At 61.7% G+C, this 15518-nt stretch carries 15 protein-coding genes; 2 read left to right on the plus strand and 13 right to left on the minus strand.

Translation table 11 applies throughout. The features are described from left to right. Positions 1-202: 202 nt before the first annotated feature. A complete protein-coding gene (locus tag HBO23_RS21805; protein ID WP_017139633.1) occupies positions 203-2011 on the plus strand; it encodes a monovalent cation:proton antiporter-2 (CPA2) family protein in 1809 nt (602 codons plus the stop codon). 72 nt (positions 2012-2083) lie between these two features. Then, entirely contained in the window at positions 2084-2641 is a 558-nt protein-coding gene (locus HBO23_RS21810; protein WP_017139634.1) for a hypothetical protein, read from the plus strand. A gap of 72 nt (positions 2642-2713) precedes the next feature. On the opposite strand, the gene HBO23_RS21815 is transcribed toward HBO23_RS21810, so the two are convergent. From HBO23_RS21815 to HBO23_RS21875, 13 genes are all read right to left on the minus strand, one after another. Then, the gene (locus tag HBO23_RS21815; protein WP_170039713.1) at positions 2714-3433 is read right to left on the minus strand and encodes a dienelactone hydrolase family protein; all 720 of its coding nucleotides are present in this window, start codon (positions 3431-3433) and stop codon (positions 2714-2716) included. 11 nt (positions 3434-3444) lie between these two features. Further along, positions 3445-4200 (minus strand): precorrin-6A synthase (deacetylating), encoded by a 756-nt coding sequence (gene cobF, locus HBO23_RS21820; RefSeq protein ID WP_017139636.1) that lies wholly within the window; start codon positions 4198-4200, stop codon positions 3445-3447. 9 nt (positions 4201-4209) lie between these two features. Then, positions 4210-4800: a histidine phosphatase family protein gene (locus HBO23_RS21825; RefSeq protein WP_170039751.1), complete on the minus strand. Its 591-nt coding sequence runs from the start codon at positions 4798-4800 to the stop codon at positions 4210-4212. 105 nt (positions 4801-4905) lie between these two features. After that, positions 4906-5886: a LysR family transcriptional regulator gene (locus HBO23_RS21830; RefSeq protein WP_170039715.1), complete on the minus strand. Its 981-nt coding sequence runs from the start codon at positions 5884-5886 to the stop codon at positions 4906-4908. Between the two features lie 53 nt (positions 5887-5939). After that, entirely contained in the window at positions 5940-6881 is a 942-nt protein-coding gene (locus HBO23_RS21835; RefSeq protein WP_170039717.1) for a peptidylprolyl isomerase, read from the minus strand. Continuing rightward, positions 6878-7357 (minus strand): YbjN domain-containing protein, encoded by a 480-nt coding sequence (locus HBO23_RS21840; RefSeq protein WP_170039719.1) that lies wholly within the window; start codon positions 7355-7357, stop codon positions 6878-6880. Before HBO23_RS21840 ends, HBO23_RS21835 begins: the two co-directional genes overlap by 4 nt. 19 nt (positions 7358-7376) lie before the next feature. Then, positions 7377-8006, minus strand: coding sequence for a DNA repair protein (locus HBO23_RS21845; protein WP_170039721.1), 630 nt, complete (start codon positions 8004-8006; stop codon positions 7377-7379). Positions 8007-8024: 18 nt separating this feature from the next. Continuing rightward, positions 8025-9725 (minus strand): putative porin, encoded by a 1701-nt coding sequence (locus tag HBO23_RS21850; protein WP_099549255.1) that lies wholly within the window; start codon positions 9723-9725, stop codon positions 8025-8027. 42 nt (positions 9726-9767) lie between these two features. Beyond that, positions 9768-10469, minus strand: a complete 702-nt coding sequence (locus tag HBO23_RS21855) for an energy transducer TonB (protein ID WP_170039723.1) — start codon at positions 10467-10469, stop codon at positions 9768-9770. Positions 10470-10472: 3 nt separating this feature from the next. Then, a complete protein-coding gene (locus HBO23_RS21860; protein WP_017139644.1) occupies positions 10473-10898 on the minus strand; it encodes a biopolymer transporter ExbD in 426 nt (141 codons plus the stop codon). 11 nt (positions 10899-10909) lie between these two features. Continuing rightward, positions 10910-12709 carry a MotA/TolQ/ExbB proton channel family protein gene (locus tag HBO23_RS21865; protein WP_170039725.1) on the minus strand — a complete coding sequence of 600 codons (1800 nt, stop codon included), beginning with the start codon at positions 12707-12709 and terminating at the stop codon, positions 10910-10912. 23 nt (positions 12710-12732) lie between these two features. After that, a complete protein-coding gene (locus HBO23_RS21870) occupies positions 12733-14313 on the minus strand; it encodes a ShlB/FhaC/HecB family hemolysin secretion/activation protein (RefSeq protein WP_170039727.1) in 1581 nt (526 codons plus the stop codon). A gap of 62 nt (positions 14314-14375) precedes the next feature. After that, entirely contained in the window at positions 14376-14969 is a 594-nt protein-coding gene (locus HBO23_RS21875) for a transposase (RefSeq protein WP_017139647.1), read from the minus strand. Between the last annotated feature and the right edge of the window lie 549 nt (positions 14970-15518).

The following is a 15518-nucleotide window of genomic DNA, read 5'->3' on the forward strand; positions in this document are numbered from 1 at the left end:
AATTGATCCAATTTGTCGAAACGGTAGTAGACCTACAGAAAAGTCATTGAATTAAATGGTATTAATACTTTCGTAAACTCCCTGTCAGAATGGGATTACAGCCAGCATCCATTGACTGTCGCGACATAAATACAAGTTTCCAAATGTAAAAAAGGCGCTAATAACGCCCTGTTGATTCGCTTTAAAGATCTGGGAGATCTCAATGCCCCATGAAGGCAACCTGTTACAAGCAGCCGTGGTGTTCCTGCTCGCCGCTGTGTTGACCGTGCCTTTGGCCAAGCGCCTGCAATTGGGCGCCGTGCTGGGCTATCTGTTTGCCGGTGTGATCATCGGCCCGTCGGTGCTGGGCCTGGTGGGCAACCCGCAGAGCGTGGCGCAATTTTCTGAACTGGGCGTGGTGTTGCTGCTGTTTATCATCGGCCTGGAGCTGTCGCCCAAACGTTTATGGGTGATGCGCAAGGCGGTGTTCGGCGTCGGCCTGGCCCAGGTGGTGCTCACCGGCGTGGTGATGGGCGTGGCGGCGCTGTGGCTATTTGGTCAGCCGTGGAACAGTGCAATCGTGCTGGGCCTGGGCCTGGCGCTGTCCTCCACTGCCTTTGGCCTGCAAAGCCTGGCCGAACGCAAGGAACTCAACCAGCCCCACGGGCGCCTGGCCTTTGCCATCCTGCTGTTCCAGGACATCGCGGCGATCCCGCTGATCGCCATGGTGCCGCTGCTGGCCGGCAGCGATCACCCGACGACCGAAGCCCAGGGCGTGCAACACGTGCTGCAGATACTGGGCAGCATCGCCGTGGTGATCATCGGTGGGCGCTACCTGTTGCGCCCGGTGTTTCGCATCGTCGCCAAGACCGGCCTGCGCGAAGTGTCCACCGCCACCGCGCTGCTGGTCGTTATCGGCACCGCGTGGCTGATGGAACTGGTGGGTGTGTCCATGGCCCTCGGTGCCTTCCTCGCCGGGCTGCTGCTGGCCGATTCGGAATATCGCCACGAGCTGGAATCGCAGATCGAGCCATTCAAGGGCCTGCTGCTGGGCCTGTTTTTTATCAGCGTGGGCATGGGCGCCAACCTCAGCCTGCTGCTCAGCACGCCGTTGATGGTGATCGGGCTGACCTTGCTGCTGATCGGCCTGAAACTGCCGCTGCTGTACGCCGTGGGCCGGCTGGTGGGTGATCTCAACCGCGAAAGCGCCTTGCGCCTCGGTATCGTGCTGGCGGCGGGCGGTGAGTTCGCCTTTGTGGTGTTCAAGATCGGCCGCGACCAGGGCCTGTTCGAACCGCACCTTTACGATGTGCTGGTGCTGACCATCACCTTGTCGATGGCGGTGACGCCGCTGCTGTTGCTGGTGTGCCCCAAGCTGTTCAAACACAAGGCCAAGACCGTGGAGGTGCCGGAGGAATACCGCACCATCGAAAGCGATGCGCCCCGCGTGGTGATCGCCGGCATGGGCCGTATGGGCCAGATCGTCGCGCGGATCCTGCGCGCGCAAAACATCTCGTTCATTGCCCTCGACACCTCGGTGGAAACCATCGAGCTGACCCGCAGCTTCGGCGGCATGCCGGTGTTCTACGGCGACCCGCAGCGCCCGGAAATCCTGCATGCAGCCAAGGTCGACCAAGCCGAGTTTTTTGTGATCGCCATGGACGACCCGGAAATAAATATCAAGACCGCCGCCCTGGTGCGCAGCCTTTATCCGCACATGAAAATCATCGCCCGCGCACGTAACCGCCAGCACGTTCACCGCCTGGTCGACCTGGACGCCTCGCCGGTGCGCGAGACCTTCTACTCCAGCCTGGAAATGAGCCGTCGCACCCTGGTCGGCCTCGGCTTGAGCCAGGCCCAGGCCGATGCACGCATTGATCGATTCAAAAACCACGACCACCAGTTACTCGCCGCTCAACACGCGGTGTATGACGACGCGGCCAAAGTATTGCAATCGGCCCAGGAAGCCCGCACGGAACTGGCGCGGCTGTTCGAGATGGACCGGCTTCAAGAGGAGTCCGACAAGGTGTGAACTTAGGGATGAACGATATTGCGAAATTTCTGACAGAATACGCCGCAATTTCGTTCATCCCTGGAGCGTTTCATGGCCACTTTCACCAAGACCGCCGTCCTGCTGGCCCTTGCGCTTACCGCCGGTAGCGTGTTCGCCGCCAGCAAGTCCCCTGCCACCCAGACCATCTCGACCTTGGGCGGCAAGTTCACCTTCAACCTGCCCAAGGCTTTCGTCGCTGACACGTTGCCGACTGGCAAGGTCGAGGATGGCACCGCCGATACCCAAGGCACGCTGTACGCGAACTCGACCACGAAAAGTGTCGTGATCGTCGCCGAAACCGTGCGCAACGATGGGGCAACCATCAAGGACAATGACCCGCAGTTTCTCGATGGTGCCGTGGCGGACTTCGTCAAGGACCAGAGCGCTGCCCTGCCCGACTTCAAGAAGCAAAACGAGAAGAAGCTGACCTTCAAAGGCCTGGGCCTGCGCCAGGTGGACAGTACGGCGACCCAAGGCGGTGGCAAGACCCTGAACTCCACATTCCTCGGCGGTTCGGGCAACCATCTGCTGGTGATCCAGGCGATTTCGCGGGCGGATGACGTGAAGGGGCATGCTGAGCTGGTGAAGCAGATTACCGGCGGCAAGTAACCTGGTTTAACAAACAACACACATCAACTGTGGGAGCTGGCTTGCCTGCTCCCACATTGTTTAACCGCGTTTTTACTTCAAACTATTTTCCAGCCAGGCTTTGAGGTCCTGTATTTCAGCCGCGCTCACGGTATGCGGCATGCCCATATACCCATGAAACTCAGGCTTCAGCCCCAGCCCCAGCAACACCTCATTGGCGCGGGTGGCCGACGCATACGGCAGCGCCTGGTCCAAGGTGCCATGGCCGATAAAAATCGCCAGCTTATTCAATGACTCATCAGGCTTGAGCTCAGCCTTGAGCACCGGCAACACGCTGCCACTCAGCGCCGCAATCCCGCGCACCATGGCAGGCTTTCGCAAACCCACCTCATACGCCATGATCGCGCCCTGGCTGAACCCCACCAGGAACACCCGATCGCTTTGAGTGTGGTACTTGGCCGTGGCCTTGCTGACAAAGTTTTCAATCAGCTGGGCGCTGCGCTGCAAATCCGCCGTCTCGCCGTCGTAATCACCCTCCCCGGGCTTCTTGGCAAACCAGCGATAACCATTGGGATCCACCGGCATCGGCGCGCGGGCCGACAAATAGGTCCAGGTGGACGGCAACGCGTCCTTGATGCCAAACAAGTCTTCTTCGTTGCTGCCAAACCCGTGCAGGAAGATCACCAGGGGTTGGTTGCGCGCATCACTTTGCGTCTGCTCCAGGTAGGCCAACGGCAAGTCCGTGTGCAAGGCATCATCGGCGTGGGCGGCACCGGCGACTAACGCCAGCGTCAGGGCGAACAGTTTGAACATGGGCATCAACCTCAGGGTTTGCGCAACAGATACGTGTCCATGATCCAGCCATTCTCCAGGCGCGCAGCCTTGCGCACCCGTTGGATTTCGTCGGCCACTTCACTGACTTTGCCGCTGATCAGTATTTCATCCGGGGTGCCCAGGTAGGCTCCCCAGTAAATATCCATATCCTGGTCGGCCACAGTGCGGTAGGAGTCCTCGGCATCAAGCATCACCACCAAGGTATCGGCATCACTTGCCTGCCCCGCCGCCAGCCGGCGCCCGGTGGTGATCTCGATCGAGCGGCCGATACGGTTGAGCGCCACCTTATGCTGAGCCGCCAGGGCCTGCACGCTGGTGATGCCGGGGATCACTTCGAACTCAAACTCACAACGGCCGCTGGCCAGAATCGCCTGCAGGATGCGGATGGTGCTGTCGTACAGCGCAGGGTCGCCCCACGCCAGGAAAGCGCCCACTTCACCGTCGGCCATTTGCTCGTTGATCATGCGCTCGAAGGTCAGCTGCTTGTCGCGGTTCAGGTCCTGCACGGCGGTGGTGTAGTCGATATCACCGCGCACGCGCTCGGGGCAGTCGGCCTCGACGAAACGGTAACCGGGCTCGGTGATGTAGGTTTCGCAGATCTCACGGCGCAGGTCGATCAACTTGTCTTTGCTCTGGCCCTTGTCCATCAAAAAAAACACGTCGGTGCGGTTCAGCGCCTTTACGGCCTGCATCGTGATGTAGTCAGGGTTGCCGGCGCCAATGCCGATGATCAGGATGCGTTTCATGGGGTGCTCTCATTGCGGGGCGTGGATTTTGCCATGTTCATGGCACTCGGCGTGAGTTTCCAGGCGCAGGCGCCATACAGTGTTGAAGCGCAGCTCGGTGGCGGACAGCGGCTCGACGTCGATCAAGTAGAACTTCGAGAGGGGAAATTGCATGACGTACAGCAAGGCGGCACGGATCACGAAGGGGTGGGTGACGGCCACGACATGGCCGGGGTGGCTTTCGAGGGATTTGATCCAGTGCCCAACCCGCGTGCAGAGCTGCTCTACCGATTCACCGCCATGGGGTGCGGCGGCGCTGTCGGTCATCCAGGCCGCCAAGGCGTCGGGGGCCAATTGATCGATGGCCTGGCCTTTCCAGGCGCCGAAATCAACATCACGCAAAGCATTTTCGATCTGCGCGTCGGCACCGAACAGGCCCGCCGTCTGACGGCTTCTGGCCTCGGGCGCGCTGACTAACCGCATGGTTTTCTTGAAACGCCCGGCCAGGGATAACGCCGCTCCTTGCCAATCCATCGCGACAGACTCGTCATCGGGAAAACGCCCGTGCTTTTGCAGCGGCGTGACGGCATGGCAAATCAAGGTCAACCGGGTGGCCTGCATCACTCTTCACTCTGTTTCATGGCGCAGTCCGCGGAGACTGGCGAGGTTGTCTCGATATATTACAACACACATGAAACAGGATGCCTCTCGGTACTCAGCAGCCCGTCAATCAAACCACTCCCGCCGCCCTTCAAACGTCCCCACAATCAGCTCCACCACCATCCGCACCGCTTCAGCATCATGCGCCTGGGCATTCACCGCCAGCCACACCTGACGCTGCATGGTCTCGCCCATCAACCCGGGCAACGCCACCAACCCACGGTCGAAGCTGCCCATGTAGTGCGGCAGCAGGCCAATGCACGCGCCGCAACGAATCATCTCCAGCATCAGCGAATAGGCCTGCACTTTCACCACCGCCGCCAAGCGCTGTTCGACCACGCTGTTCCAGGGTTGCAAGGCCTCGACCTGCACATCCGGCTGCCACTGCACCAGCATGTAGTCATCCAGGTCTTCCACACTGTCCGGGCGCGTGGTCAACCGCGAATAGCGCTTGGCGATATGCGGCAAATACTGCAAAAGCGCCAGGCGCCGCGGCGGCTCGGTGGCAAAACTCGGCCCAGGTACCGGCCCGTCGGCATCCGACAGCCATAACACCACGTCCACATCCACCGCCTGCAACGACAATTGGCTGTCGATGGAGATGATCTCCAGACGCACACTGGCATTGCGGCGCAACAACGCGATCAGGTCGCGGCCGAGGATGTCATGCAGGATCGGCTCAGCAACGGCCAGGCGTATCAGCGGCTGTTGCACCATCACCGGCAGGCGCCGCTCGCGAGCCAGGCTCACCAGTTGCGCTTGCAGTTGCAAGCCGTCGCGGCTCAGCGCCAAGCCATTGCCTTGATAGCTGAACAGTGAACGGCGCAGTTGCTCTTCCAACTGCGCCAGGCGCTTGCGCAACAGCGTGGCCTTGATATTCAAACTGCGCGCGGCTTGCATAAAACAGCCACACCGCGCGCTGACCAAAAAGTAGCGCACCACCTCCGGCTCGATCTCCTCTGCCAGGGCCAGCCAGGTGCTGCGCGGCTCGTTTGGCGCGCGATAGGCTGCAGCCCCCTGAGGGCCGGACGGTTCTAAATATGCCATGGGAGACTCCCTGTCGTGTCGGTCGATACATCCAGTGCCAAGCCAGGCCGGTGTTATTCCAGCACCTTGTTCAGTTCGGCACCGTCAATGCTCAACGTCGCGGTATTGAGCATGCCTTCCAGGTAGGCCTTGGCGATCTGTTCCTGGCGTTGGGCGCGCAAGGCTTGGGTGAGGCGTTCGCGCAGCTCATCAAGGCTGGCGGTGCGTGCCGGTTGCTGGCCGGTCAGTTTGAGCACATGAAAACCGGCCGCGCTTTGCAGCGCATCCGACACCGCGCCGACTTTGAGGCGCGAAACCACGCCACGTACTTCCGGCACCAGTTGCTGCAACGGTTGCAACCCGGAGTCACCGCCTTGTTGAGCGGTGCCAGGGTCCTGGGAATATTGCGTGGCCAGGGCGGCAAATTCAGCCGGTGCAGCCTGGGCCTTGCGGCTCAGTTCCTGGGCCTGGCGGCGCACGCTGTCGAGGTTTTGCGGGTCATTGACGGCGAGGAAAATCTGGCTGACCCGGTACAACGGCGGCGTCACCCATTGGGCCTTGCCGCTGTCGTAGGCCTGCTGCAATTCAGCTGCGCTGGGGTAGTCGGCCGGCACTTGGCTGACCGACAGCATGTAGTCACGGAACACTATCTGCTCAGTGGCGGCACGGGTCTGCTGCTCCACCTCCGGGCGCTGACGCCAGCCCTGGGCATCCGCCTGTTCGAGCACGGCTTTTTGCGCCAGGCGTGAACGAATCCAGGCTTCCAGTGCGCCACGGTTGCCGCGCAGTTGTTCGCGGGTTTCAGCCGGCAAGCCGGCCAGCACCGTTTGCAGTTCAGGCAGACCGATCTGCTGGTTACCCAGACGCGCCACCGCCGGGCCTGCGCCTTCGGTGTTCACGCCCGGCGCCGGCTGCTGAGCGGCGACCGGGTCAGCACCCGGTCGCAGACTCAACCCTACCGCCACGACCAGCAATGTCAGCGCACCGGCGCCGACCAGCAGGGTTGGTTTTTTCACAGGACAGGCGCCTCTTCATCCACTGGCGCAGCGCTAGCCTGGGCCTGCAATTGCGCGGCTTGCTGGCTGTAATCGCGCAGGTACACGATAAATTCCTGCAGCAGTCGGTCCCACAATTCCAGTTGGCTGCGCAGGTGCGCGGCGCCCACGCCGGCCACCACCACGTCCATTTCCATCAGCAAAAATTCACCCTGCAACGACAGGCGGGCAAAGCGCCGCGAGGCGTTCCACACCTCGGCCAGCCCCTTGGGCAGTTCACCTTGTACTCGCAGCGCGCAGCTGTAGGTGAAGTCCACGTAGCTGCCCTGCTCGGCCGCCGCGTTACCAAAACGCACGGCAAAACCGATGCCCTGGCTGGCGCTGAGCAGTTGCACGATGCCGTTCTGTTCGGTCTGGTTGACCCGGTAGCCGGCTTCCTGCAGCAACTCGGTGAGGCTTTGCGGGGTGACGCTGGAGATCAATTGAACATCGCTCATAGTGTCTCTTCCTTGTTGATCATTGATTAAGGGCGGTGTGCGGAGCATCAAACCGATTAAGGTATAGCTCATCTCCAAAACCCTGGGCCAGTTCCTCGAACTTGACCCGCGCGCTGCTGGCGAACGGCTGGCGGATGCTCATCACCTCGGCCACGTCGATTTTTTCGTAAGCCGCCAGCAGTTGCCGGGCCACGCCGTACATCTGTTGATTCTTGGCTGAACATTGCTGCACTTGTGTGTCACGTTCGCTCAGTTGCGCCTGCAGGCGGGCACGTTCGGTTTCCTTGCCCTTGGCCAAAACCAAGAGCTCGTCATAGGCCTTCTTGAACTTGCCGATCTGTTCATTGCTCGCCGCCACTTGGGCTTGCGCCTGGCTGTGCAGGCTCTGTTGCTGGCCGGCCAATTGCTCGGCCGCACCCCTGGCCTTTTCCAGCTCGGCCGTCAATTGCTTGATCTGCGCCTGGGCCTGCTTGGCCTGTGCTTCGGCGGCGATACGCGCGGCACTGGCCTGGGCCTGCTCGCTTTGCGACGCCTGCAACTGTTGGGTGGTGCTACGCAGTTGAGTGCGCAGGCGCTCCTCCATGCCTTCGGCCGAAGCGCCCGTGGCCACCAGCACCAGCAACAGCCCGCCTAAGATTCGCGTGTTCATGTGGCATCTCCCTGCGCATCAAAAGCGCGTGTTGAGTTCCAGTTGCATCACATCCACTTCAAACGGCGCGCCATACACTTCGGAGGCGCTCAACCAACGGGCGCTGGCGTAGATGTTCTTGTCGATGCCGTAGTTGCCGCCCACGAAATAGCCCTTGGCGTTGGTGCCGCCCAGGTGAAACGAGGAATCATTGAAGCCATCCGGCAAGGCGTCGGGCTGGATGTATTTGTAGCCGGCCAACAGGTTCCAGTCGCCGCGCTTGCGCATCTCGAACGCGTTGCCGAGGGTGAACTGCACCATCGCCGCATTGCCGCCGCTTTCAAACTGGCCCTTGCTGTTGATGTTGTTGACGATCTGGCCTTCGCTGCGCTTGAGCATCTCGCCCTTGTCGTAGGCCAGGTTGTGGATGTAGTTGCCTTGGGTGCGCAACTTGAAGTCGCTGGGCAGCTCGGCGTCCCAGGCCAGGTTCAGGTCGAGCACGTCGAACTTCGAGGCCAGGCCCACAAACTGCGGCTGCGGGGTCAACCCAGGTGTGGCCGGGTTGGGGGTGATATCGCGCAGCAGGAACACGCTGTTGCCCTTTTGCATAAAGGCCAGGCGCGAGCCGTCGCTGTCGCAGGCGGGTTGGCCGGCCCACGGCCTGCACGGGCTGGAGCGTTGGCCTTCGATATCGTCGAAGTGGTAGTACGCCATCGCACCCTTGAGGCTGTTGCTGCGGTTGATCTTCCAGTTGGCGCCAACCTGGCCGCCGAACAGCCATTTGGTGTCGCTGTCTTCCTTGTCGAAACCGTTGCTGCTGGACGCGTCGGAGGTGTACTCCACGGGGAATACGCCGAGGGTGCCGAATACGCCCCACTCGCTGTTCAGCGCATGGTTGAAGTTGGCCGCAATACCATCGAAGTTCAGGTCCGGCGAGTACAAAATGTCGGTGGAATAGAACGGGTTGGCGAAACGCCCGGCGGTGAGGGTCACGTCCGGGGTGGCTTTCCAGCTCAGGTAACCCTGGTCGAGCCAGATGTCCTTTTTACCGAAGCCGCCGCCCAGGGTCTGGGTGGTGGACACCGGGTTATTGTCCGAGCCGGTGCCGATGCGGATACCGGCGGTCCACTCCGGCGTAATCAGCGCTTTCATGCCCAGGCGAGCGCGCAGGCGAAACAGGTTTTCGCGGTCTTTATTGGCGTTAAGCAATGGCGGCAACTTGGTGTTGGTGTCTTTGTTGACGTCATACGGGCCGCTTTCATTGAGCTTGGCGTAGTCGACGATTTCGTTGCTGTTGTTGCCCGAGAAGTAGCGCGACTCGTCACGCAGGCGAATATCGCCGTCGAAGCTGACACGCGACACCCAGTCCGGGAAAGTATTGGGCTGCGCCCAGTTTTCCTGCTTGGCGGTGGCCATGACTTCGGCCTTGACCTGGTCACGGATCTGGTCACGCACCGCTTGCGGCACGTACTGCACGCGCACATCACCAGGCGCCGCCGTCGGGCCGCTGGCAACCACCGGCGCAGCAGCGGCTTGCCGGGCCTGCTGGGCTTGTTGTTCGGCCTGGGCGATCAACCCGTTGGCGGCGTCCTGGGTCAGCACACCTTGCTGCACCAGCAGGCGGATCAGGTTGATCGTGACGTTTTCCGACGGTGCAACCGGGGCAGCCGTCGCCTGGCCAACCAGGGTCGCGATGACCATGCCGACCGCCAGGGTCAGTCGATTCACGGGGGAAATCATGTATACGCAACTCCTGTAAAAACCTGCAAGAAATGGGTGTGATCAATCCGGGCGTCGGCCCTTGAGCGACAGGCGCACCGGCATCGTCACGGCTGCTGGAACGCGTTGTGTGGCATGGGTTGCGCGCAAGGCGGCGAGCACTTGCGCGTCGGTCTCGGCATCGCCGCTGGACTTCACCAGCTCTGCACGCACAACCTCGCCTGCGGCGCTCAGCCACAAATCGGCCTGCACCGCATACGCCTTTTTGCGTAACTCGGGGTCATCCCTCAGCAGCCGTTGAAACAGCCCCGCCAGGTACTGTTTGTAGGTGCCGGTGCCCAAGCCGCCGCCACCGGAACCGGCCATGCCGCCGCCCTTGCCGGCGCCGATGTTGAACGCGTCGTTGCCGGACTGCGCATCGCCATCGATCTGCATCGGGTTGGCCAAGTCATCGGCGGGCGAAGGCGGGGCTTCTTCCGCCGGCTTGAACTCTTCGGGCTCAGGCGTGGGCACCGGCTCCGGGATTTTTTCTTCAACCTTGGGCTCGGGCTCCTTGGGTTTTTCCGGTGGTGGTGGCGGCGGTGGCGGCAACGGGATAATGGTCGGCACCTTCGGCGCTTCGCGGCGCACGCCACTCATGTCATTGGCCCACTGCCACAGGAACCAGGCCGCCAGGGCGGCCAGCAGCAGGCCAGCGCCCCACTTCAGCGGGCGCAGCAGCTTGTTCTTCACGGGCATGGGCGGGATCGGCATCTGTGCGGTCATGGTTCAACCCTGGCTCGGCTTGCCGGTGACCAGCCCGACCTGGGACAGCTCCAGCCGGCGCAGCAAGTCGAGCACCTCGATCACCTTCTGGTACTGCACCATGGCGTCGCCGCGCACAATCACCGGGAAGTCCGGGTTCTGCGCCTTCTCGATGCGCAGGCGCTCCTCCAGCTCGCCCAGCGTCACCGGGTAGGCGTCGAGAAACACCTGGCCGCCGTCGTTGACGGAGATGGCCTTGGTCTTGGCCTCGGACAGCGACACCGAAGCACTCGCCTTGGGCAAGTGGATCTGGATACCCGACACCTGGGCGGTGGCGGTGAGGATAAACATCACCAGCACCACCATCAGCACGTCCACCAGGGGCGTGATGTTAATAGTGTCGACGGCGGCGTCATCGTCATCGTCGTGGGCGGCATTTACGGAAGCCATGCTGATTCTCCTCAGGCCGGAACGGAGGCGTGGTGGCCGCGCGAGTGGGCGGCTTCACTGAACTGGCTCTCGCCGTGCATTTCCGCCAGGCGGGTGATGAACTCATCGACAAATACGCGCATATCGGCGCTGACTTCCTTGTTGCGCGTGATCAGGCGGTTGTAGCCAAACAGCGCCGGGATCGCCACGAACAGGCCCATGGCCGTGGCCAGCAAGGCGGCCGCCATGCCGGGGGCGATGGCATTGATGTTCACGTCACCGGCCATGGCCGTGCCGAGGAACACCACCATGATCCCCAGCACCGTACCCAGCAGACCGATGTAAGGGCCGCCGGCGATGGCATTGGAAAGGGTCGACAATTTCGAGCTCAGGGCCTGGTTTTCGCGAGTACGCACGCCGTCCATGGAGCAGCGGATTGCTTCGATGGTGGCCGCCGAAACCGATGAGGTATCTGCGCCCTGGGCACGGCGGGTGCGGATCTCCTTGACCGCCACCAGGTACAGGCGCCAGAGCGAAGAGTGGCCCAGGCGCTCGGCCAGTTGGGCGTCATCGGCATACATTTCCAGGCGGGTGCCGATCTGCGCAAAGTGCTCACGGAAGATCTCGTTGGCACTGCTCACGCGGCCGACCTGACGGTTCTTGCGCAGCATGATGAACCACGACTGAACCATCATCGCCACCAGCACCAGGATGATCACCCAGGCGTCAATCGGCACGGCCTTGAGCAAAAAGCCCAGGCTGCCGAAACCGAAGCCCGACTGTTCTTCATCCACGCCATACGCCACCAGCTTGGATTCGGCGCCCTGGGCGCTCGCATCGGCCAGCAGCAACGCGGCCGGGCGCGACACTTTCGACAGGCGCAACTCATCCATGGCGCCAGCAAACGGCAGGTGCGTACTGCCCGCCTCCGGCACATCGGCACCGATCGCCGTCTGTGTAGTGAAGGCCGGCAGGGCCACGGCCAGGTTCGCGGTTTCGCGGCCATTGACGTACAGCGCGACTTTTTCACCCTCGGCGGTGAACGCCAGGTGTTGCCACTGGCCCGGGTTCAACGGTTGGGTGGAGACCGCGCGCTGGCCGTCGATTTCCACAAACGGCGTGCCTTGGTTCAAGCCCAGCAACAGGCTGTGGGGGCCATCGCGACGGGCCAGGACGATTTGCTCGCCACTGGCCTGGTCCAGGCGCAGCCAGGCACTGAAGGTCAATGCACTGCCGGCGGCGTGTTGCAGGGATGGGCTGGCCGGCAGCATCAGCGGCTGGCCGCCAAACTGCAGGGCGCGGCCGATCACGCCATCGATGCTGGCGCCGGTGGCGTTCAGCGCGGTGTTGCTGTAGGCCGTGGTGTCCCGGGCCGGGGTGCCGTTGGCCCCGTCAAAATGGTAGACGCCGGTGTAGTTCGGATCGAAGGTGAGTTGGCCGTTGGCGATGGCCGGGGCTTTTTGATTGCCGTAGTACATCCAGATTTCCTGGCGCTGGCCGCCTTCGACCTTGGGCACGTCGACCCAGATCAGCGCCATGCCCATCAGCGGGTCGAAGCTTTCGACCTGGTGATTGAACACGGTCTTGTCATCGGCGCTGACAAAGCGCAAATCGCTGCCATCCTCCTTCACCCCATCGAAGGTGAAATTACCGGTGTGCAGGCGCACCAGCAGCGCAGTGCGGCCCAGGGCTTGATTGATGGCCGCGCCTTGGGCGGTGGTGTCCACGGTAATCTGTTTGCGGTAGTGCCAATCGTCCTGCCACCAGGCATGGGCGGTGGCCGGAAGCGCGAAGCCCAGGCAGATCAACAGGCTCAGAAATAGGCGTTGCATGGTGAAGTCTCCGGGAGAAAAGGTCAGAAAGTCGCCTGCACACTGAAGTGCAGTCGCGAGTCCTGTTTCTGGGTGTTCGGTCCATCGAGCAGCGGGTAGCCCCAGTCCAGGCTGCCGGATAACCATTTGCTCAAACTGGCGCGGGTGCCGAGGCCGACACTGGCCAGGCTGTATTCGTCTTCTTGCTCGGCCAACGGCTTTTGCAGGCGCAGGCGCGCGCCTTCGGCGAACGCGTAGAAGCGCCATTCCTGCACGTAGCTGCCAAGAAACTTGGCCAATGAGGGCGTGCGCATTTCCTGGGAGAACAGGAGGCCCTCGTCCCCCGTGCGCTCTGCCGCCAGGTAGCCGCGCACCGAAGTGGCGCCACCGGCGGAATATTGCTCGTTGGACACCAGCGGCCCGGAGGCCAGTTGGAAACCGCCCTTGGTTGCCGATTGCCAATCACTGGCGAAGGTGTAGGTGTACGTCGTGTCACCTTTAAGCACCGCAAAACTCGGGCTGGCCTTGTAGCGCTTGTATTCGAATTCCTGGGCATCGCTGCCGTAGCCGAAGAACGCACGGGTGCCGACCACCAGGTTCAGGCCCAGGCTGAGGGCCGATTGCTCGCTGTAGCGATAGCCGTTATAGCCGAAGGTGAATGGCGCATATTTGAGCGGCACCTTGTCGGCATTGCTGCCCAATTTGAGCTGCTCGTCGAAGTCCTTGAAGTCCACGCCGAAGGAGAACGAATTGGCCCAGTTATCACTGGCCGGCAGGTTGTAGATCGCCGACACACCGTAGGAATGGCCTTTGCCCAAGACGTTGCTGCCGCCGATGGTGGCGATGTTGCTGTCGGACTGGTAGCCGGAGAACTGCAAGGTCCAGCGCTCATCCAGCGGCGCGCTGTAGGAACCCGACCAGACCTTGGCATTGCTGCTGTCCTGGGGCGCGGTGAAGTAGGTCAGCGAGATGCTGTGGCCCATTTGCCAGAGGTTGTCGTAGCCCAGGGTCGCCACGGTGCGCAGCTTCTCGGTGTCGGCGCTGTAGTCGTTGTTCAGGCCGATGCTGGCGTGCCAGGGGTTCTGGTCTTCCACTTGCAGGTCCACGTCCATGGTGCCTGGCCGCGCGCCTTCGCGTACCAGCGGCGTGACCTGGCGCCCGACGCCCCGGTTAAGCCCGGCGAGCTGGGTTTGCACACTGGCAAAATCCGGCACCGCGCCCTCCTTGAGCGCCGGCACGTCTTCACGGATTTCCACCGGCGAATAGTGTTTGGCGCCGACCACGCGCACGCGGCCGACCTTGGTTTCGCTGACTTGCAGGTAGACGATGCCGTCATCGACCTTCTGCTCCGGCAGCTCCACAAACACCGACTGATAGCCACGCGCCTGGTAGATCTTTTGCAGCGCATCGCGAGCGCCTTCGATATCACCGAGGGTCTTTTGCGGGCCCAGGAACGGGTACACCGCTTCCTCGATGGCCGCCGCATCCAGCACGGTATTGCCGCGCACGAAATATTCGTTGACGTCGACCCGCCGCGCTGCGCCCTCCTCCTCGGCCAGCGCGGGTTGGGCCAAGGCCCCCAGCGTCAGGCACAGCGCCAGCGTTGACTTGAACAGATGCTCCACACGGCCCCCTGGTTGTCTAAAAAAGTGGCGCGCCTTCACCGATTGCACGGCGTTCGGCCTGCTCAATTGCTGGTGGTCGAAAGATGGCTGTGCCGGGCCAGCCAGGTGTGCAACAAGGCAAAGTTCAGTGAGAACTCCGGCATGTGCAGCAAGGCGCCACAAAACACTTCACCGATGATTTTCTGGATCAATTGCACCGCCTGCGGGTTGTTCAGCAGGCTGGCGATGTCACGCTGCAGGGCGTGGAGGCTCCACACCTTCTGGGTCAGGTCGAGGCCGACAAACCAGCGAAACAGCAGGTTGTAATTGAGCTGCTCGTGCAGTTGCTGTTCGCTGGGCACCGAATACAGCAGTTGCAGCAACAGGATGTGCACCACGGTGTGCGGCGCGATCAACATACCCGGCTCGGGCTGGAGCCAGTCGCGGTACTGTTCGAGCACGTCGTCGATCTGCGGGCGCAACAACACCAGCGAGTGGCCCGCCGGGATGTAGCTGGAGACTTCCTTCAAAGCGCCTTGCCAATCGTCCTGGGAGACGATCCACACCCACGGCGCGCCGTAGCGGTATACCGAAACCGGCTTCTTGCGCGCGGCTTCGACGATCTTCGACAGGCGCTGATCGAGCTCCTGCATGCCGACTTTCGAATAACGTTCCATAGTTCCCATTGCCCCACTCCTGGCGTCCTGCTGACGGCTTTGGAGGCGACTTTTGATCGCCTGCAGCGCGTTACATAGGCAAGACGGGAGTGGGTGGGGGCTACCGAACTTTTGTCATGAAAGCTTCATTTGGGATTGGTTCGGGGGCAATTTTTGCTGAGAGATTGTAGGGGTGTATATCCGTTATTCAGGTAACGGCGGCTATTGGTTGCGCTCTTACAGCGGGTCACTTTTGCAAGGACCGGAATGCCGGCCCAGTCAAAAGTAACCAAAAGGTCCTCGCCCCAACACTCGGTGCCTCGCTATGGCTCGGCATGCCCGCAATCCGCCAGTGATTTGGGGGGCGATTTCAGATCAAGATCAAAAGCGCAGATCAAAAGACCGCTGACTTCGTCAGCGAAAAGGATGTAAGAGCAACAGCAACAGCAGAGCCACACTCGATCAAAGGTGGGAGCTGGCTTGCCTGCGATGGCATCAACTCTGTGAACCTGATGTACCGAGGTGTCTGCATCGCAGGCAAGCCAGCTCCCACAGAAAAGCAGTTCTTCA

It is taken from the genome of Pseudomonas sp. WS 5532 (genome assembly GCF_012985445.1).
Lineage (GTDB): Bacteria > Pseudomonadota > Gammaproteobacteria > Pseudomonadales > Pseudomonadaceae > Aquipseudomonas > Aquipseudomonas edaphica.